Annotated in this window: 13 protein-coding genes; 11 read left to right on the top strand and 2 right to left on the bottom strand. The window is 69.2% G+C overall.

All coding sequences use genetic code 11. The annotated features are described in order from the left end of the window. Positions 1-34: 34 nt before the first annotated feature. The 4 genes from VG561_RS10875 to VG561_RS10890 are packed head-to-tail and all read left to right on the top strand — an operon-like array spanning position 35 to position 2,918. The gene (locus VG561_RS10875) at positions 35-811 is read left to right on the top strand and encodes a helix-turn-helix domain-containing protein (RefSeq protein WP_046430997.1); all 777 of its coding nucleotides are present in this window, start codon (positions 35-37) and stop codon (positions 809-811) included. Between the two features lie 18 nt (positions 812-829). Beyond that, positions 830-1,573 (top strand): molybdate ABC transporter substrate-binding protein, encoded by a 744-nt coding sequence (gene modA, locus VG561_RS10880; protein ID WP_423179577.1) that lies wholly within the window; start codon positions 830-832, stop codon positions 1,571-1,573. A 3-nt stretch (positions 1,574-1,576) separates the two neighbouring features. Next, positions 1,577-2,260 carry a molybdate ABC transporter permease subunit gene (gene modB / locus VG561_RS10885; protein WP_046430995.1) on the top strand — a complete coding sequence of 228 codons (684 nt, stop codon included), beginning with the start codon at positions 1,577-1,579 and terminating at the stop codon, positions 2,258-2,260. Then, on the top strand, positions 2,250-2,918 hold the full coding sequence (locus VG561_RS10890; protein ID WP_423179578.1) for a sulfate/molybdate ABC transporter ATP-binding protein: 669 nt from the start codon (positions 2,250-2,252) through the stop codon (positions 2,916-2,918). Before modB ends, VG561_RS10890 begins: the two co-directional genes overlap by 11 nt. 93 nt (positions 2,919-3,011) lie before the next feature. Here VG561_RS10890 and VG561_RS10895 read toward each other — a convergent pair whose 3' ends face one another. Both VG561_RS10895 and VG561_RS10900 read right to left on the bottom strand, forming a co-directional pair. Continuing rightward, the gene (locus VG561_RS10895; RefSeq protein ID WP_423179579.1) at positions 3,012-4,541 is read right to left on the bottom strand and encodes a diflavin oxidoreductase; all 1,530 of its coding nucleotides are present in this window, start codon (positions 4,539-4,541) and stop codon (positions 3,012-3,014) included. After that, a complete protein-coding gene (locus tag VG561_RS10900; RefSeq protein WP_005409905.1) occupies positions 4,538-4,966 on the bottom strand; it encodes a PAS domain-containing protein in 429 nt (142 codons plus the stop codon). Before VG561_RS10900 ends, VG561_RS10895 begins: the two co-directional genes overlap by 4 nt. Positions 4,967-5,407: 441 nt before the next feature. Between VG561_RS10900 and glgA the strand changes: the two genes are divergently transcribed. From glgA to glgX, 7 genes are read left to right on the top strand one after another with little or no spacing between them, the layout of a single operon-like run. Then, positions 5,408-6,934, top strand: coding sequence for a glycogen synthase GlgA (gene glgA / locus VG561_RS10905; RefSeq protein WP_080354736.1), 1,527 nt, complete (start codon positions 5,408-5,410; stop codon positions 6,932-6,934). After that, positions 6,931-9,165 (top strand): 1,4-alpha-glucan branching enzyme, encoded by a 2,235-nt coding sequence (locus tag VG561_RS10910; protein WP_423179580.1) that lies wholly within the window; start codon positions 6,931-6,933, stop codon positions 9,163-9,165. The genes glgA and VG561_RS10910 overlap by 4 nt, the downstream gene beginning before the upstream one ends. Continuing rightward, positions 9,162-10,880: a malto-oligosyltrehalose trehalohydrolase gene (treZ, locus tag VG561_RS10915; RefSeq protein ID WP_262093817.1), complete on the top strand. Its 1,719-nt coding sequence runs from the start codon at positions 9,162-9,164 to the stop codon at positions 10,878-10,880. The genes VG561_RS10910 and treZ overlap by 4 nt, the downstream gene beginning before the upstream one ends. Further along, positions 10,877-12,721 (top strand): 4-alpha-glucanotransferase, encoded by a 1,845-nt coding sequence (locus VG561_RS10920; RefSeq protein WP_262093819.1) that lies wholly within the window; start codon positions 10,877-10,879, stop codon positions 12,719-12,721. Before treZ ends, VG561_RS10920 begins: the two co-directional genes overlap by 4 nt. Next, positions 12,718-15,291: a malto-oligosyltrehalose synthase gene (treY, locus tag VG561_RS10925; RefSeq protein WP_423179581.1), complete on the top strand. Its 2,574-nt coding sequence runs from the start codon at positions 12,718-12,720 to the stop codon at positions 15,289-15,291. The genes VG561_RS10920 and treY overlap by 4 nt, the downstream gene beginning before the upstream one ends. Further along, on the top strand, positions 15,260-15,430 hold the full coding sequence (locus VG561_RS10930) for a DUF2934 domain-containing protein (RefSeq protein WP_014647380.1): 171 nt from the start codon (positions 15,260-15,262) through the stop codon (positions 15,428-15,430). The genes treY and VG561_RS10930 overlap by 32 nt, the downstream gene beginning before the upstream one ends. Next, positions 15,417-17,537 (top strand): glycogen debranching protein GlgX, encoded by a 2,121-nt coding sequence (gene glgX, locus VG561_RS10935; RefSeq protein WP_014647379.1) that lies wholly within the window; start codon positions 15,417-15,419, stop codon positions 17,535-17,537. Before VG561_RS10930 ends, glgX begins: the two co-directional genes overlap by 14 nt. Positions 17,538-17,581 lie beyond the last annotated feature (44 nt).

Below are 17,581 nucleotides of genomic sequence, written 5' to 3' on the forward strand. Positions count from 1 at the left end.
GTATGATGAGGGCCTTCGTTCCTGCCTCGCTGCAATGCCTCTGAACCCCTCCGCTCCCTCTGCGTCCCGGCCGGCCACGCCCAATCCGGCAGCAGCCGATGACGGAGACGCGCTGCACTTCTGCAGCACCTGTGCGTTCTCCGACGCCTGCATGTCGCAGGGCTACGACAAGACCGCGCTGGGCGAATTGCATGTGCTGGTCGACCACGTCGGCCCGTTCCAGGCCGGCGACTACCTGTTCCGTGCCGGCGATCCATTCGACTCGATCGCCGCGGTGCGTGCCGGCATGGTCAAGACGTTCGTCGATGACAGCCAGGGCAACGAGCAGGTGCTGGGTTTCAGCCTGCCGGGCGAGGTGATCGGGCTCAATGCCATCCACGGCGCGCGCTTCCCTTGCAACGCCGTGGCCCTGGACACCGTCTACCTGTGCCGGATCTCGTTTCCGCGATTGAGCCTGCTGGCCACGCGCATGCCGGGGTTGCAGGCGCGGCTGTTCAGCCTGCTCAGCGCCGAGATCGGCAAGGTCGCCACGCTGGCCGCCAACCATCGCACCGAGGAGCGCATGGCGGCGTTCCTGCTGGATCTTTCCGAGCGGTATGCCCGGCGCGGATTCTCCGCCACCCGTTTCAACCTGAGCATGGCCCGCACCGAGATCGCCAACTACCTGCGGATGGCGCCGGAGACGGTGAGCCGGGTACTGCGCCGCTTGAGCGACGACGGTGTGATTGCGGTGAACCAACGTGAGATGCTGTTGCTGGACCCGGACCGGCTGGCGGAACTGGCCGTAGCCCGGGACGCCGGACTGGACTGATCAGGCAGGGGGCTGGGCATGAGGCGAGCGGCATTGTTGTGGCTGGGCCTGCTGGCCACGGTACCGGCCTGGGCGGCCGACCTGACGGTGTCGGCGGCGTCGAGCCTGACCGATAGCTTCCGCGAACTGGGTGCGGCCTATGAGAAGGCACACCCGGGAACCAAGGTCGATTTCAACTTCGCCGCCTCTGGCGTACTGCTGCAGCAGATCAGCCGCGGCGCGCCGGTGGATGTGTTCGCGTCGGCCGATGAAGCCACCATGGACCAGGCCCAGCAGCAGGACCTGCTGGCGGCCGGCAGCCGCGCGGTGTTCGCGGTGAACGCGCTGTGGGTGGTAGCGCCGCCGCAGGCCAGGGCCGCGCCGCGCAGCTTGAAGGACCTGGCCGGTGCCGGCGTGCAACGCATCGCACTGGGCAACCCGGACAGCGTGCCGGTCGGCCGCTATGCCAAGGGCGCGCTGGAAGCGGCCGGCCTGTGGCCGTCGGTGCAGGGCCGGATCATCACCACGCAGAACGTGCGCCAGTCGCTGGATTACGTGGCGCGCGGTGAAGTGGATGCCGGCTTCGTCTATGCCACTGACGCGCAGGCGATGCCGGACCGGGTACGCCGTGCCTTCGCGGTACCGGTGTCCGGGCGCATCGCCTATCCGCTGGCGGTGACCAGGGCAAGCGCGCAGCCGGCAGAGGCCAAGCGGTTTGTCGCCTTTGTGCGTTCGGCGCAGGGCCAGGCGATCCTGGCCCGGCACGGATTCGGCAAGCCCTGACGCATGGATCTGGACTGGAGTGCATTGGGGTTGTCGCTGAAGGTGGCCGGCTGGGCCACCGCGGCCAACCTGGTGCTGGGCGTGGCGCTGGGCGCGCTGCTGGCGCGTCGGCGCTTTCCCGGCCGTGAGCTGCTGGATTCGCTGTTGACCCTGCCGATGGTGCTGCCACCAACGGTGCTGGGGTATTACCTGCTGGTGCTGATCGGTCGCAACGGCCCGATCGGCGCGTGGCTGCAGTCGTGGTTCGGCATCAACCTGGTGTTCACCTGGCAGGCTGCGGTGATTGCGGCGGCGGTGGCTTCGCTGCCGCTGGTGTTCAAGCCGGCACGCGCGGCGTTCGAGGAAGTGGACGGACAGCTGGAGCAGGCCGCGCGGACGCTGGGTGTGTCCGAAGCGGCGGTGTTCCTCCGCGTCACGCTGCCGCTGGCCTGGCGCGGCATTCTTGCCGGCCTGTTGCTGGCGTTTGCACGCGCGATGGGCGAATTCGGCGCGACGTTGATGGTGGCCGGCAGCATTCCGGGCCGGACGCAGACGTTGTCGATCGCCATCTACGAGGCGGTGCAGGCCGGTCAGGACGGCAAGGCCAATGCGCTGGTGATCCTGACCTCGGTGGTCTGCATCGTGATCCTGTTGCTGGCTGCGCGGTTGGTGGGCGGACGTCGCCGGGAGCTGCGTGATGTGGCTTGACCTGCAGGTGCAGCGTCGCCTGCAGGCGGCCGGCCAGGATTTCGTGTTGGACGTATCGCTGCAGTGCACGCAGCGGCAGGTGGTGCTGTTCGGACCCTCCGGCGCCGGCAAGAGCCTGACCCTGAAGGCGGTGGCCGGGCTGCTGCGGCCAGGCCAGGGCCATGTGCGCCTGCAGGGGCAGACCCTGTTCGACGCGGCCACCGGCGTGGACCTGCCACCGCAGCGCCGTCGGCTGGGCTACGTGTTCCAGGATTACGCGTTGTTCCCGCACCTGAGCGTGCGCCAGAACGTGGCGTTCGGGCTGCAGAAGGGGTGGTTGAATCCGCGGATCGGCCAGCGCTTCGACGCGGTGGAACAGTGGTTGCACGCCTTCCGCATCGACACGGTGTGCGATCTGCTGCCATCACAGATTTCCGGCGGACAGCGCCAGCGTACCGCGCTGGCGCGCGCGCTGGTGACACAGCCGCAGGCGCTGCTGCTGGATGAACCGTTTTCCGCGCTGGACCACGACCTGCGCCAGCACCTGCGCCAGGAGCTGGAGACCGTGCTGGACAGGACCGGCATTCCGCTGCTGTTGATCAGCCATGACCCGCAGGATGTGGCCATGTTCGGCCAGCAGGTGGCGCGCGTGGTGGACGGCCGCATTGTCGACGGTTGACCTGCACCTGTAGAGCCGAGCCCATGCTCGGCTGCTCTGCGCGACAACGCCAACAGCAGCCGAGCGTGGGCTCGGCTCTACAGGATCAACGGATCAGTACAATTCACAGTGCGTGCGGCCCTCATTGCGCAGCGTGTCCCAGTGGCCTTCGCCGCCGATGGCATCGATGGCCTCGCGCACCGCGCTTTCCAGGTGGCGCTTGTTGCCGCACAGGTACAGATGCCCACCGCGGGCCAGCACATCGCGCACTTCATCGCCGCGCTGCTGCAGCACATGCTGCACATAGATCTTCTCGGCGCCATCGCGCGAGAACGCGGTATGCAGGCCGGCCAGCAGGCCACGCGTGCGCCAGTCCAGCAGCTGGTCACGGTACAGGTAGTCGTGCTGGCGGTGCTTCTCGCCGAACACCAGGTGCACTTCGCGTTCGCAGGCCTTGGCCTGCAGTTCCTGCAGCAGGCCCATCAAGGGTGCGATGCCGGTGCCGGTGCCGACCAGCAGCAGCGGTGCCTCGCCGGTATCGGGCAGGTGGAAGCCGGGGTTGGAGCGGCAGTACACACGGGCATGGTCGCCTCCATGCAGCAGGCTGCCGGTGGCAGTGCCGAAGCGTTCGCGGCCGCGCAGGGTGTAGCGCACTTCGCGCACGCACAGGCTCAGCTGGTCGTCGCACGGGTGCGAGGCGATCGAATAGGCACGCGGCAGCCGCGGTGACAGCAGTTCGCGCAGCCGGGCAAGCGGCACGCTGTCCGGCGTGGCGTGGTCCTGCAGCACGTCCAGCAGGTCCAGGCCGTGCAGGTAGGCGTCCAGCTCGCGCTTCTGGCTGACCTTCAGCAGGCCCTTCAGTGCCTCACTACCGCCCAGCCGGGCCAGTTCGCGCAGCACGCCCTTGCTCAGCAGGCGCAGCTCGCGGTCTTGCAGGGCGGCCACGGCGGTGGTGTCGCCGTACCAGGTGGCCAATGCCTGCAGCAGGGCAGGGTCGTTCCCGGGTACTACGTGCAGGGTGTCGCCCGCGCGATAGGCCATGCCACTGCCGGCAATGTCCAGTTGCAGGTGCCACGCGGCCGGGTCGCTGCTGTTCAAGCGGCGGCGTTCGAGGATGCGCGCGGCAAAGGCATTGTCTTCGCCATAGGCGGTGACCTGCAGGTGCAGGTGCTGGCCAGCGCTGAGGTCACCCTCCAGCACCTGGCCCAGCACCGGCTGCCATTGCTGGAAGAACTGCTCGTAGCCCAGATCGGCGTCCACCCGATGCAGCAGCGGCTGGGCCTGGCGCTCGCTCAATGCAGCATCCAGCGCCTTGGTGAAGCCGCAGAAGCTGGGGTAGCCGGTGTCACCAAGGCCGAACACCGCATAGCGCAGGCCGCGCAGCGTCGGGGTCTGGCGCAGTGTTTCGAAGAACTGCTCGCCATTGGCCGGCGGTTCGCCATCGCCGAACGAGCTGGAGATTGCCAGCAGCACATCGCCTTGGCCGAGACTGGCCACGTCGATGTCGTTGAACGGGAGTACCTGCGGCCCGTGCAGCTGCAGGCCCGCGCCCAGGCGCTGGGCCAGGACGCGGGCGTTGCCCGACTCGGACGCAAAACCCACCAGCAGGCGGCTGAAGGGCGTACTGGTCGGGACAGCGTTCACGCGGCCTCGTAGAAGTCGTCGAACTTTTCCTTGCTGAACTCGACCAGGTCGTAGTTCTGCATCAGGTCGTTCACCACGCGGCGGATGCTGATGTACGAGGTGATGTTGCCGTCGGCGTCGAACAGCGGCTGCACGGTGGTGTCGACCACGTAGAGCACGCCGCCTTTGCCAAGGTTGGGCACGATGCCGGTCCAGGTCTTGCCGGCCTTGATGGTGTCCCACATGTCCTTGTAGACGGCCTTGGGCACGTCCGGGTGGCGCACGATGCTGTGCGGCTGGCCGATCAGTTCCTCGCGGGCGAAGCCGGTGAGCGTGCAGAACAGGTCATTGGCGTAGGTGATGTTGCCCTGCAGGTCGGTGGTGGAGATCACCATGACGTTCTGCATGGCGTTCAGCAGCTGGGCGTTGTCGGGGGTGTAGCTCATCGCAGGGTCCTTGTGGATGCCGGCAGTGCCGGCGTGTTCGGGTCCTGCATAGAAATACGCCCGCGCGGCGGCGGGCGGTTTGACATTGGTCAAGCGCGTCGCTCGATGGCCTGCGACCGGGTGTCGCAGGAAGAATCCCTGTAGAGCCGAGCCCATGCTCGGCTCACGGGGCAAACGGGATTGCCGGCAGCCGGGCGCGGGCTCGGCTCTACATGAGAGACACGGGCAGGAGGCGGGCGCCTGTCATGTGTACTGAGCTCATGACGCCTTGTCACAAAGAAATCGCCATGGCTTCACGGTTGATTGATCGCATGGAGGGCTATTGTCGTCCTGAGCCTCTCGCTGACGTCCCCCACGTCCTGCGTCGACTTCCTTCCCAGCACAAGCGCCCGTCCGGGCGCCGCTGGCGTCTGTCTGCCTGAAGCATCCGAGATCATCCCCATGGCCCGCGCCGCCCAGTCCGCTTCACCCGTTGCGATCTCTCCGCTCACGCCCGTGCCGATCGGCACTCGCCGCGGCCACTCGCAACCGTTGGATCTCCCAGAACTGGTGCAGCGCGTGCTGTTCGTCGCCACCGAGATGGCCGACTTCATCAAGGCCGGCGGACTGGGCGATGTGGCCGCGGCGTTGCCGCGTGCGGTGCGCGGTGCATGTGATTCGCGCGTGCTGCTGCCCGGCTACCCGGAGGTTCTGCAGCGCCTGCCACAGCTGCGACCGGTGGGGCGGGTCAGCGCCCGAGCCGGGTTGCCCGCGTGCACGATCGGCATGGCGGTGCAGGCCGACGGCCTTCCTATCTACGTGCTGCTGTCGCCTGGGCTGTACGAGCGCGAGGGCTCGCCCTACGTGGATGGGCAGGGACAGGAGTGGAAAGACAACGCGGTCCGCTTCGCCACGCTTTCGCATGCGGCTGCGGAGATTGCGGCCGGGCGCGCCGGGCTGGACTGGGCGCCGCAGCTGCTGCACCTGAATGACTGGCCGGTGGCCATGGCTGCCGCCTACGTACGCTGGGACCGGACAGCCGTGCCGACCCTGCTGACCATCCACAACCTGGCCTATCAGGGGCTGTTTCCCTACGCGCTTGCGCCGGTGCTGGGCGTGCCAGCCGAACACCTGGATGAACTGCACTTCCACGGGCAGATGTCGTTCCTGCAGGGCGGCATCACCAATGCCACGCGGCTGAACACGGTCAGCCTGCGCTACGCGCAGCAGATCACCGCCCCGGATGACGGCTGCGGGCTGCATGACCTGTTGGCGCGCCGGGCGGCCGGCGGACACCTGAGTGGCATCGTCAACGGCATCGACGCCAGCTGGGATCCACGCCGCGACATCCACCTCAAGGCCCATTTCGGCATCGGCGAATGGACCGGGCGCGCCACCAACGCGCATGCGGTGCGCAAGGCGTTCGGGCTGGCGCCGTCGACCGGCCCGCTGTTCGCGGTGGTCTCCCGCCTGGTGCACCAGAAAGGCCTGGACATCACCTGCGACGTGGCACCGCAGATCGTGGCGGCCGGCGGCCAGCTGGTCATCATCGGCGGCGGCGAGCCGCAGGTGGAAGCGCAGGTGCAGGCGCTGGCCCGGCGCTACCCCGGACGGGTGGGCGCATTCATCGGCTTCGAAGAGGCGCTGGCCCGCCAGATGTTTGCCGGCGCCGACTTCCTGCTGATGCCTTCACGCTTCGAACCCTGCGGGCTGAGCCAGATGTACGCGCAGCGCTTCGGCTGCCTGCCCATCGCACACGCGACCGGCGGGCTGGTGGATACCGTCGAGGATGGCGTGACCGGATTCCTGTTCCACGGCGCCAATGCCGATGGCCTGCGCCGCTGCGTGGAACGGGCGATGCGCACCTTCCGCCTGCCCGGCCTGCTGCAGGCCATGCGCCGCGCCGCCATGCTGCGGCCGGGTGGCTGGGATGCGGCCGGTCGCGCGTACCTGGCCCTGTACCAGCAGACCTGCCAGGTGGCCGCATGAGCCACGACAGCCTGCATCTGGCCGCCCTGGAGGATGAAGCGATCACGGAGACGGGATTGGATCAGCGTATCGCCCCGGCGCTGCAGGACCTCGTCAACGCGCGCCCGGCCGATGCATTCGCCTGGCTGGGCCCGCATCGCCAGCCAGAAGGCGGACGCCAGCTGCGCGTGCTGGTGCCGCATGCGCAGCGCGTCGAGGTGATTGCAGACGATGGGCGGCGCTGGAACCTGTCCCCTGGCCCGTTGCCCGGCCTGTTCGAGGGCGCGGCCGGTGACGCGGCGATACCGCTGCTTGCCCTGCATTTCGAACAGGGCGTGGAGCAGGTGCACGATGCCTATGCGTTCGGTCCACTGTTGGACGAAGCCCTGCTGCAGCGCTTCCATGCCGGTGATGCCGATGCGGCGCGGCAGCTGGGTGCGGTGCCGATGCAGGTGCAGGGCATTGCGGGCGTGCGCTTCGCGGTGTGGGCGCCCAATGCCCAGCGGGTCGCCGTGGTTGGCGATTTCAACGGGTGGGACGGCCGACGCCATCCGATGCGGCTGCGTCACACCGCCGGCGTGTGGGAGCTGTTCCTGCCGGGCGTGCAGGCCGGCGCCCGCTACAAATTCCGCATCGTCGGCGCCGACGGCCGGGTGATGCCCGACAAGTTCGATCCGATGGCGCGCTGGGCCGAGCTGCCACCGGCGACCGCATCGCGGGTGCCTTCGGCTGGGCAAATGGAGTGGCACGATGATGCTTGGTTGGCGGCCCGCCGCCTGGCCGGAACCTGCGCGCCGCTGTCGATCTACGAAGTGCATGCGGGTTCCTGGCAGCGCAGCGACGATGGTGCGCCGCTGGACTGGGATGCCCTGGCCGACCGTTTGATTCCGTACGTGGCCGGTCTTGGCTTCACCCATATCGAGCTGTTGCCGGTGAGCGAGCATCCCTTCGGCGGTTCCTGGGGCTATCAGCCGCTGGGGATCTACGCGCCGACGGCACGCCATGGCACGCCACAGGCCTTCGCACGCTTCGTGGACCGCTGTCACCAGGCCGGCGTGGGAGTGATCGTGGACTGGGTGAGCGCGCACTTCCCCAACGATGCGCATGGCCTGGCCGGGTTCGATGGCACCGCGCTGTACGAGCATGCCGACCCGCGCGAAGGGGTGCACGCCGACTGGGACACGCTGATCTACAACTACGGCCGCAACGAAGTGGCCGCCTACCTGATCGGCAGTGCGTTGGAGTGGGTGGAGCGCTTCCATGTCGACGGTCTGCGCGTGGACGCCGTAGCGTCGATGCTGTACCGGGATTACAGCCGTGCCGAGGGGGAGTGGGTACCCAACGAGCAGGGCGGGCGCGAGAACCTGCAGGCGGTCGCTTTCCTGCGGCGGATGAACCAGACGCTGCGGGAGCGCTTCCCGGACGTGCTGGTGATCGCCGAGGAATCCACCGCGTGGCCGGGGGTGACAGCGCCGGTGGAGGAGGGCGGGCTTGGCTTCACCCACAAGTGGAACATGGGCTGGATGCACGACACCCTGCAGTACCTGGGGCGCGATCCGGTCCATCGTTCGCATCACCACAGCCAGATCAGCTTCGGCCTGGTCTACGCCTTCTCCGAACGGTTCGTGCTGCCGCTGTCCCACGACGAGGTGGTGCATGGCAAGGGCGCGCTGCTGGCCAAGATGGCGGGCGAGCCGGCACAGCGGCTGGCCCAGCAGCGCGCGTATTACGGCTTCATGTGGGCGCACCCGGGCAGCAAACTGCTGTTCATGGGCGGCGAGTTCGGCCAGGGCCATGAGTGGTCGCACGATGCGGCACTGGACTGGGCACGGGCGGCCAGCAGCGAGGGCCAGGGCCTGTCGCGCCTGGTGGGCGACCTCAATAACGTGCTCCGCGCCGAACCTGCGTTGCATCGCGACGAACGCGACGAACGCGGCTTCGACTGGAGCGTGGCGGACGACAGTCGCAACAGCGTCTACGCCTTCATCCGCCGGGATCCTGCCGGCAGCGGCCGCACCCTGCTGGTGGTGAGCAACTTCACCCCGCTGCGTCGCGACGGCTACCGGGTCGGGGTGCCGCAACCGGGGCGCTGGAGCGAACGGCTCAACACCGACAGCGCGTATTACGGTGGCGGCAATGCGGGAAACCTCGGCGCAGTGCATACCGAGCCCAGGCCGATGCACGGCCACGCGCAGTCGCTGCGGCTCACGCTGCCGCCGCTGTCCACGCTCTACCTGCAGGTTGATGCATGACCACAGTGGCCCCGCGCCTGGGCGCTTGGCCGGTGGCCGGTGACGGGGTGGAGTTCCGCGTGTGGGCACCGGACGCAAGGACGATGGCGCTGTGCCTGCAAGGCACCCAGCGGCCGATGCAGCGCGACCCGGACGGCTGCCACTGGCTGCGAATACCGGCATCGCATGGCGACCGCTACCGGTTCCGCCTGCCTTCTGGCCAGGACGTGCCCGACCCGGCCTCGCGCTGGCAGCCGGACGGCATCGACGGCGACAGCGCGGTGGTGCTGGATACCGACGCGACGGGGCCTGCCTGGCAGGGGCATGCCTGGCAGGACCTGGTGATCTATGAGGTGCATATCGAGGCCGGGGGCGGCTTCGCGGCGTTGACCGCGCAGCTGCCGATGCTGGCCGCGCTGGGCATCACCGCCATTGAACTGATGCCGGTCGCGCAGTTTCCCGGCCAGCGCAACTGGGGCTACGACGGCGTGTTCCCGTATGCGCCGGCCCATGCCTATGGCGGGCCGGCAGCGCTGAGGGCCTTCATCGAAGCGGCGCACGATGCAGGGCTGTCGGTGCTGCTGGATGTGGTCTACAACCACTTCGGACCACAGGGCAACCACCTGCGCGACTACGCGCGCGGGTTCTTCCGTGACGACCGCAGCACGCCGTGGGGCGAGGCCATCGACTTCCGCCAGCCCTGGGTGCGGCGCTTTTTCATCGACAACGCGCTGATGTGGTTGCGCGACTACGGCTTCGATGGCCTGCGCCTGGACGCGGTGCACGCCATTGACGATGACCGTTTCCTGCAGCAGCTGGCCGATGAGGTACGTGCGGTGGCCCCGCACGCGCACCTGGTGCTGGAGAACGAGCGCAACCAGGCGCGATGGCTGCGCGGCGCCTACCAGGGGCAGTGGAACGATGACTTCCACAATGCGCTGCACGTGATGCTGACCGGCGAGCAGGAAGGCTATTACGCGGCCTATGCCGGTCGCGCCGAAGCACTGCTGGCGCGCTGCCTGGCCGAGGGATTCGCCTGGCAGGGTGAACCGGACCTGCGCGGCAATCCCCGCGGCGAACCCAGCGCCGACCTGTCGCCCGCGCGTTTTGTGGTATTCGCGCAGAACCATGACCAGGTGGGCAACCGCGCTTTCGGCGAGCGCCTGTCGATGCTGACCGATCCTGCGCCGCTGCGCGCGGCGCTGGCGCTGACCCTGCTGACGCCGATGATCCCGCTGCTGTTCATGGGCGAGCCGTGGCAGGCGCAATCGCCCTTCCTGTTCTTCACCGACTACGCGCCGCCGCTGGACGAGGCGGTGCGTGAAGGGCGTCGACGTGAGTTCGCTGGTTTCAGCGCCTTTGCCGACGCCGCCGCGCGCGCGCGTATTCCGGACCCGAACGATGCGGCGACCCTGCAGGCGTCGTACACGCCGCCGCCCGGCGATGATCCCTGGTCGCAGCACTGGCTGCGCTGCTCGGGTGAATTCCTCGGCCTGCGCAGGCGCTATCTGCAGCCGGGCCTGCTGCAGGCGCGGTCGCTGGGCGCGCGCGTGCTTGGCCAAGGCGCGGTGCAGGCGGGCTGGCAGTTGCCATCGGGCCAATGGTGGATCGCGATCAACGTGGGCCCTGTGCCGGTGGCGCATGCGGTGCCGGCCGGCGAGTACGTCGTGGGGCCGGACGCTGCCGGGATGCTGCCGGCAGGCGGCGGCGTGCTGGCCTGCTGGGTCGCCGCATGAATACGGATGCAGCGGTGCGGGAGACGGCCCGCCGTGCGGGCCTGCTGGTCCGCTGGACCGACGTGGCCGGTGCCGCGCGCGAGGTCGCGCCGGACGTGCTGCGCGCCGTGCTGGAGGGGCTGCAGTGCGAGGCGGTGCCCGAGCACGCTGGCCTGCGCACGGCCTGCTGCGGACAGCTGCTGGTGATGCCGGAGGCAGCCGGCGCAGCGTGCTGGGTGGATGAGCAGGGCGCAGCGTTGCCCGCCCGTGCCGATGCGCAGGGCCGCTGGCGCGTGCCGGACCAGCCGGGTTACTGGCAGTGGCGCCGGGGCGACCAGCAACAGGCGGTTGCGGTGGCGCCACAGCGTGCCTGGTGGCCGCGGGGCACGCTGCGCGGCTGGGGCCTGTCGGCGCAGGTCTACAGCCTGCGCGCGCCCGGTGATGCCGGCATCGGTGACAGTGCCGGCTGTGCACGATGGAGCGAGCTGCTGCACCGGCACGGCGGCGACGCACTGGCGTTGAGCCCGCTGCACGCCGGCTTGCCACCGGGCCCAGGCTACAGCCCCTATTCGCCCAGCGACCGGCGCTGGCTCGACCCGCTGCAGGTCTCCCTGCCGCAGGTACTGCCCGGTGCTGCCAACAGCGTGCTGGGCGTGGACGAGGCGCTGGCGGCGGCGGTGGAAGCGGGAACTGCCGCACGTCGCATTGACTGGCCGCACTCGGCGGCAGTGAAGTGGCGCTGGATACGGCAGGTTCGCCAATGGATTGCAGCGCAGGCACCGTCGCAGCACGCGCAGATCGAAACCTGGCGTGCCATGCAGGGCGATCCGCTGTGGCACTATTGCCAGCATGCCGCCGACCGGTTCACCGGCAGCGCGGACGACCACGCGTTTGCGCAGTGGTTGGCACAGCAGGGCTGGGCGCAGGTACACGCCACGCTGCGCGACGAGGGCGCTTCGATCGGGTTGATTGCCGACCTGGCCGTGGGCTGCGCGCCGCAGGGCGTGGAGGCACGCACCGGGGGGGCTGATCTGCTGCAGGGACTTGAGCTGGGTGCGCCGCCGGACGCGTTCAATCCGCTCGGCCAGGCCTGGGGCATCACCAGCTGGTCACCGATGGCGTTGCTGCGCGAGGGCTTCGCCCCCTACCTTCGCGTGCTGCGCGCCGTGATGTCCGGCCGCGGCGGGCTTCGCATCGATCACATCCTGGGCCTGCTGCGGCTGTGGGTGTTGCCCCGTGGCGCGGGCGCTGGGCAGGGAGTGTACCTGCGCTATCCGTTCGATGATCTGATCAACCTGCTGGTGCTGGAGTCCTGGCGGCATCGCTGCGTGCTGATCGGCGAAGACCTGGGCGTGGTTCCGCCGGGCATGCGCCAGCGGCTGGCAGCCCGGGGCATTCTGGGCATCGAGGTGCTGCCGTTTGCCCGCAACGGCGCGCGCTTCCTGCCGGCGCCGCAGTGGCGCCGCGATGCAGTGGCCATGCCCTCCACCCATGACCTGCCACCGCTGGCCGGCTGGCTGCGCGGGCGTGACCTGCGCTGGCGTGCACGCCTGGGTGAGCTGGCGGATCTGCCAGCGGCACTGCGCGCGCGCGCAAGCGACGCGCAGGCACTTTCTGCGGTGGCCGGCGGCGAGGGCGCGCCGCTGGACGCCAGGGCGTTGTCTCTGGTCGCCCACTCGGCGTCCCGGCTGGCGTTGCTGCCGCTGGAAGACGCGCTGGGCGGTCGCGCACAGGTGAACCTGCCAGGCACCGTCGGCGGCCATCCCAACTGGCGCCGCCGCCTGCCGCCGACGTGGGATGCTGACGCGGCCGATGCGCGCGTGGCGCGCCTGAGTGCCACGCGCCGCAGGACCGGGCAATGACGGGGTTGCGTGCCACCGCGCGCCTGCAGCTGCACGCAGGCTTCGACCTCGGAGCGGCTGCCGCGCAGGTGCCGTACTACGCCGCGCTGGGCGTCAGCCACCTTTACCTGTCACCGATCGCTGCGGCGGTGCCCGGGTCGACGCATGGCTACGATGGCGTCGACCCGGCTCGCATCAATCCGGAACTGGGCGGTGAAGCGGGCTTCCTGCAGCTGGCGGAAGTGACGCGCGCGCACGGCATGGGCCTGATCCTGGACATCGTGCCCAACCATCTGGCGGCGTCCCCGCACAGCCAGTGGTGGAGCGATGTGCTGATGCACGGGCCTCGAAGCCCGCACGCAGCTTGGTTTGACATCGAGTGGGAGGCGCCGGGCTGCGAGGGCCGGCTCTGGCTGCCGGTACTGGACCGGCCGTTGCACGACGCGGTACGCGACGGCGTGGTGCGCGTGGTGGTGGACAACGCGCGGCCCGTGCTGCGCCACCATGGCCTGGCATTGCCGTTGTCGCCGCGCAGCCATCCGCTGGAACCCGCGCAGTGGCCGGCGTGGGCCGAACGCTGCAACCGCAGCGTTGAACGGTTGCACACGCTGCTGCAGCGGCAGCACTACCGTCTGGCCTGGTGGCGCACGGCCGGCGATCAGGTGAACTACCGGCGCTTTTTCGATATCAACGAACTGGCCGCGCTGCGGGTGGAGCGCGAGGATGTGTTCGAGGCAGTGCATGCGCTGCCGCTGCGGCTGGTACGCGAGGGATGGGTGGACGGCCTGCGCATCGACCACGTGGATGGCCTGGCCTCCCCGGGCGCGTACCTGCAGCGCCTGCGTCAATCGCTCGACGCCGCCTGCGCGGCCGGCGGTCGTGAGCCGCAGGCCGTCAGCCTGCATGTGGAGAAGATACTGGCCGAGGGCGAGCAGCTGCCCGACGACTGGGCCTGCGACGGCACCACCGGCTATGACTTCATGGACCAGGCCGGGGCCTGGTTGCACGATCCGGCGGCTGCACCCGCGCTCTCGCGCACGTGGCAGGCGCTGGGCGGTGACCCGCGCAGCTTCGACCGGATCCAGCAGGACGCCCGCGCCATGTTGCTGCGCCAGGGCCTTCATGCCGACTTCCAGCGGCTGCTGCGCAGCGCGCAGCAGGTCCTGCAGCCGCGGCTGGCCGAAGCCGATATCGGAGTGGCTGCGCTGGCCCGCGCATTGGCTTCCGTGCTGGGGCATTACCGCACCTACCGGCCCTATTCGCTGCAGGGGGCGGGTGAACGAAAGGCGCTGGCGGACGCTTCCGCCGCAGCGCGCCAGGCACTGGACGGTGCCGCACGCGCGGCGCTGGACCTGTTGCTGGCAGCGCTTGCCGGCGAGGCGCAGGCCGAGCGCGTGCTGCGTGCGCGTTTCGGTCAACTGGCCGCGCCGTTGAATGCCAAGTCGGTGGAAGACACCGGGTTCTATCGCTATTTCAGGCTGCTCTCGCGCAACGACGTCGGCAGTGATCCGCAGCGGCTGGGCATGGAGGGGCGCGCGCTGCTGGAACACGCCGCCGCGCGCCTGCGTCGCCATCCCAGGGCGTTGCTTGCGCTTGCGACCCACGATCACAAGCGCGGCGCCGACAGCCGGGCACGGCTGGCGGTTCTCAGTACCTGCACGTTCGAATGGCGGGACGCTGTGCGGCGCTGGAACCGGATGTTGACCCGCGCCGGCGCGCCGATGCCATTGCCGGGTGCCGAGGCCTACGCACTGTGGCAGGCGCTCGTGGCCGCATGGCCGATGCACGGTGCCCCTGGCGCCGACTTCGCCTCGAGGATGGTGCAATGGCTGACCAAGGCATTGCGCGAGGGCAAGCGGGTCAGCAGCTGGTCAGACCCGGATGTGGCCGTGGAGGAGGCCGCCGCGCAGTGGCTGCACGCGCTGCTGGACGCAGCGCCCTTGCAGCCGGTGCGCGAGGCGCTGGCGACGTTCGTGGCGCGCATCGCGCCGGCCGGCGCCTGCAACGGCCTGGCGCAGCTGTGCCTGCAGCACTGCCTGCCCGGCGTGCCCGACCTCTATCAGGGCGGCGAAGGCTGGGACCTGAGCCTGGTGGACCCGGACAACCGGCGTGCCGTGGACTATCCAGCGCGGCAGGCGTGGCTGCGCGATACGCGCGGGTGGCCCGCGCTGCTGGAAGACTGGCGGGACGGTGGCATCAAGGCATTCCTGCTGCGGCAATTGCTGGAGTGCCGCCGCAGGCACCCGCACCTGTTCCTGCATGGCCAGTTGCAGCCGCTGTCCGCGCCTGCGCGCTCGCCGTGGCTGGCGTTCACGCGCAGGCATCAGGCGCAGGTGCTGCTGGTGATCGTGCGGCGGGGTTCGCCCGCCGCCGTGCCTGGGCCCAGCCTGCACGCCGCGCACGACGTCGGCACCGGCGTAGCACTGCACGGTCTGCCGACAGGCCCCATGCGCAACCTCCTGGACGGGCGCATCGAACATTTCAACGCAACCGCGGACGTGGGCAGGCTTCTGGCTGGCAGCCCGCTGGCGATATGGATCAACGAGGAGACAGGTAGGGATGGACAGCAGGGAACGACGGCAGCGGATTGAGGCATTGGCCCACCAGATCTGGGAAGCGGAGGGGCGCCCGGACGACCAGCAGCAGCGGCACTGGCACATGGCCGAGCGCCTGGTGGAGGCCGAGATTGCCGCGGCGCGCGGCGAGGAGGGCACCGATGGCCAGCCGTAAGTGGACGCAGACCTCGCGCGTGCGCGAAGGCCGGCCGTTCCCGCTGGGCGCGACGTGGGACGGGCTGGGCGTGAACTTTGCGCTGTACTCGCGGCATGCCACCCGGGTGGAGCTGTGCCTGTTCGATGCGCGCAACCGTGAAGTCGAGCGCATCGTCCTGCCTGAGTACACCAACGAGATCTGGCACGGCTACCTGCCGGACGTGCGGCCCGGGCAACGTTATGGCTATCGGGTGCACGGCCCGTATGCGCCGGAGGAGGGGCATCGCTTCAATCCCAACAAACTGTTGCTGGACCCCTACGCCAAGCAGATCGTCGGCGAGCTGAAGTGGGCGCCGCACCTGTTCGGCTACACCCTGGGCCACCGCGATGGCGATCTCAGTTTCGACCGCCGCGACAGCGCCAGCTACATGCCACGCTGCGCGGTGATCGATCCGGCCTTCAGCTGGGGTGTCGAACGTGCACCCGCAACGCCCTGGGACCGGACCGTGATCTACGAAGCGCACGTGCGCGGACTGACCATGCAGCACCCCGATGTCCCGCAGGCCGAGCGCGGCACCTTCTCTGCCCTGCGCCACGACGCGGTGGTCGACCACCTCAGCCATCTGGGGGTGACCGCCATCGAGCTGCTGCCGGTGCATGCCTACGTGGATGACCAGCAGCTGCTCGAGCGCGGGCTGCGCAACTACTGGGGGTACAACACCATCGGCTTCTTCGCGCCGCAGCCACGCTACCTGTCGCTGGGCACCGTGGCCGAGTTCAAGCAGATGGTCGCGCGGCTGCACAGTGCCGGCATCGAAGTGATCCTGGACGTGGTCTACAACCACACCGCCGAAGGCAATGAGCTGGGCCCTACGCTGTCCTTCAAGGGCATCGACAATGCCAGCTACTACCGCCTGGCCGATGATCGCCGCTATTACATCAACGATACCGGCACCGGCAACACGTTCGACCTGACCAATGCCGGCGCGCTGCGCATGGTGATGGACTCGCTGCGCTACTGGGTGACCGAGATGCGGGTGGATGGGTTCCGTTTCGACCTGGCCACCATCCTTGGCCGCGAGCGGCATGGCTTCGATGCCTCGGGCAGTTTCCTTGATGCGGTACGCCAGGACCCGATCCTGAGCCAGGTGAAGCTGATTGCCGAGCCATGGGACATCGGCCCGGGCGGCTATCAACTGGGCCAGTTCCCGCCGGGCTGGGCGGAATGGAACGACCGCTTCCGCGATACGGTGCGCGCGCTCTGGCGCGGCGATGGCGGCCAGTTGCCGGAATTCGCCACGCGCTTCACCGGCTCGGCCGACCTGTTCGAACATCATGGCAGGCGGCCCTCGGCCAGCATCAACCTGGTGACGGCGCACGATGGGTTCACCCTGCACGATCTGGTGAGCTACAACGATCGCCACAACGAGGCCAACGGCGAAGACAACCGCGATGGCCACTCGCACAACCTCTCCAGCAACCACGGTGTGGAGGGCGACACCGATGATGCGGCGATCCTCTCGTTGCGTGCGCGGCAGATGCGCAACCTGCTGGCCACGCTGCTGTTCGCGCAGGGCACGCCGATGCTGCTGGCCGGCGATGAGTTCGGCCATTCGCAGCAGGGCAACAACAACGCCTACTGCCAGGACAACCCGCTGAGCTGGATCGACTGGGAGCGTGCGGCATCGCCGGCTGCACAGGCGCAGGTGGCGTTCGTACGCCGGGCGCTGTCGCTGCGCCGACGCTATGGCCTGCTGCGCAGGAACCGGTTCCTGCGCGGCGAATACGATGAAGCGCTGGGCCTGCGTGATATCGACTGGCGGCATCCTGACGGCCGCAGCATGGAGGAAGCGGACTGGCATGACGCAGGGCTGCGTGCGCTGCTGATCGTGCTGGACGGCCGCAGCCCGGACAGCGGCCTGCGCGAGCCCGGGCGGCATGTCAGCCTGGCCCTGCTGTTGAACGCCGGGGACCAGCCGCAGCGGTTCAGTGTGTCGGATGAAGCCTTGTCGTTCCGGCGCGTACTCCTGCAGACCGACGAAACGCCGTTGGAGCCGGATGAGGCAGGTGCCTGGACCCTGCCGCCGCGCAGCCTGTGCCTGCTGGCGGCAAGCAGCAGCGCCTGACGGCAGCGCGCGTACAGGCGGTGCTGCGATGACTGGCCAGCGCC

It is taken from the genome of Stenotrophomonas sp. CASM110, from assembly GCF_049384345.1.
In the GTDB taxonomy this organism is placed as follows: Bacteria; Pseudomonadota; Gammaproteobacteria; order Xanthomonadales; family Xanthomonadaceae; genus Stenotrophomonas; species Stenotrophomonas muris.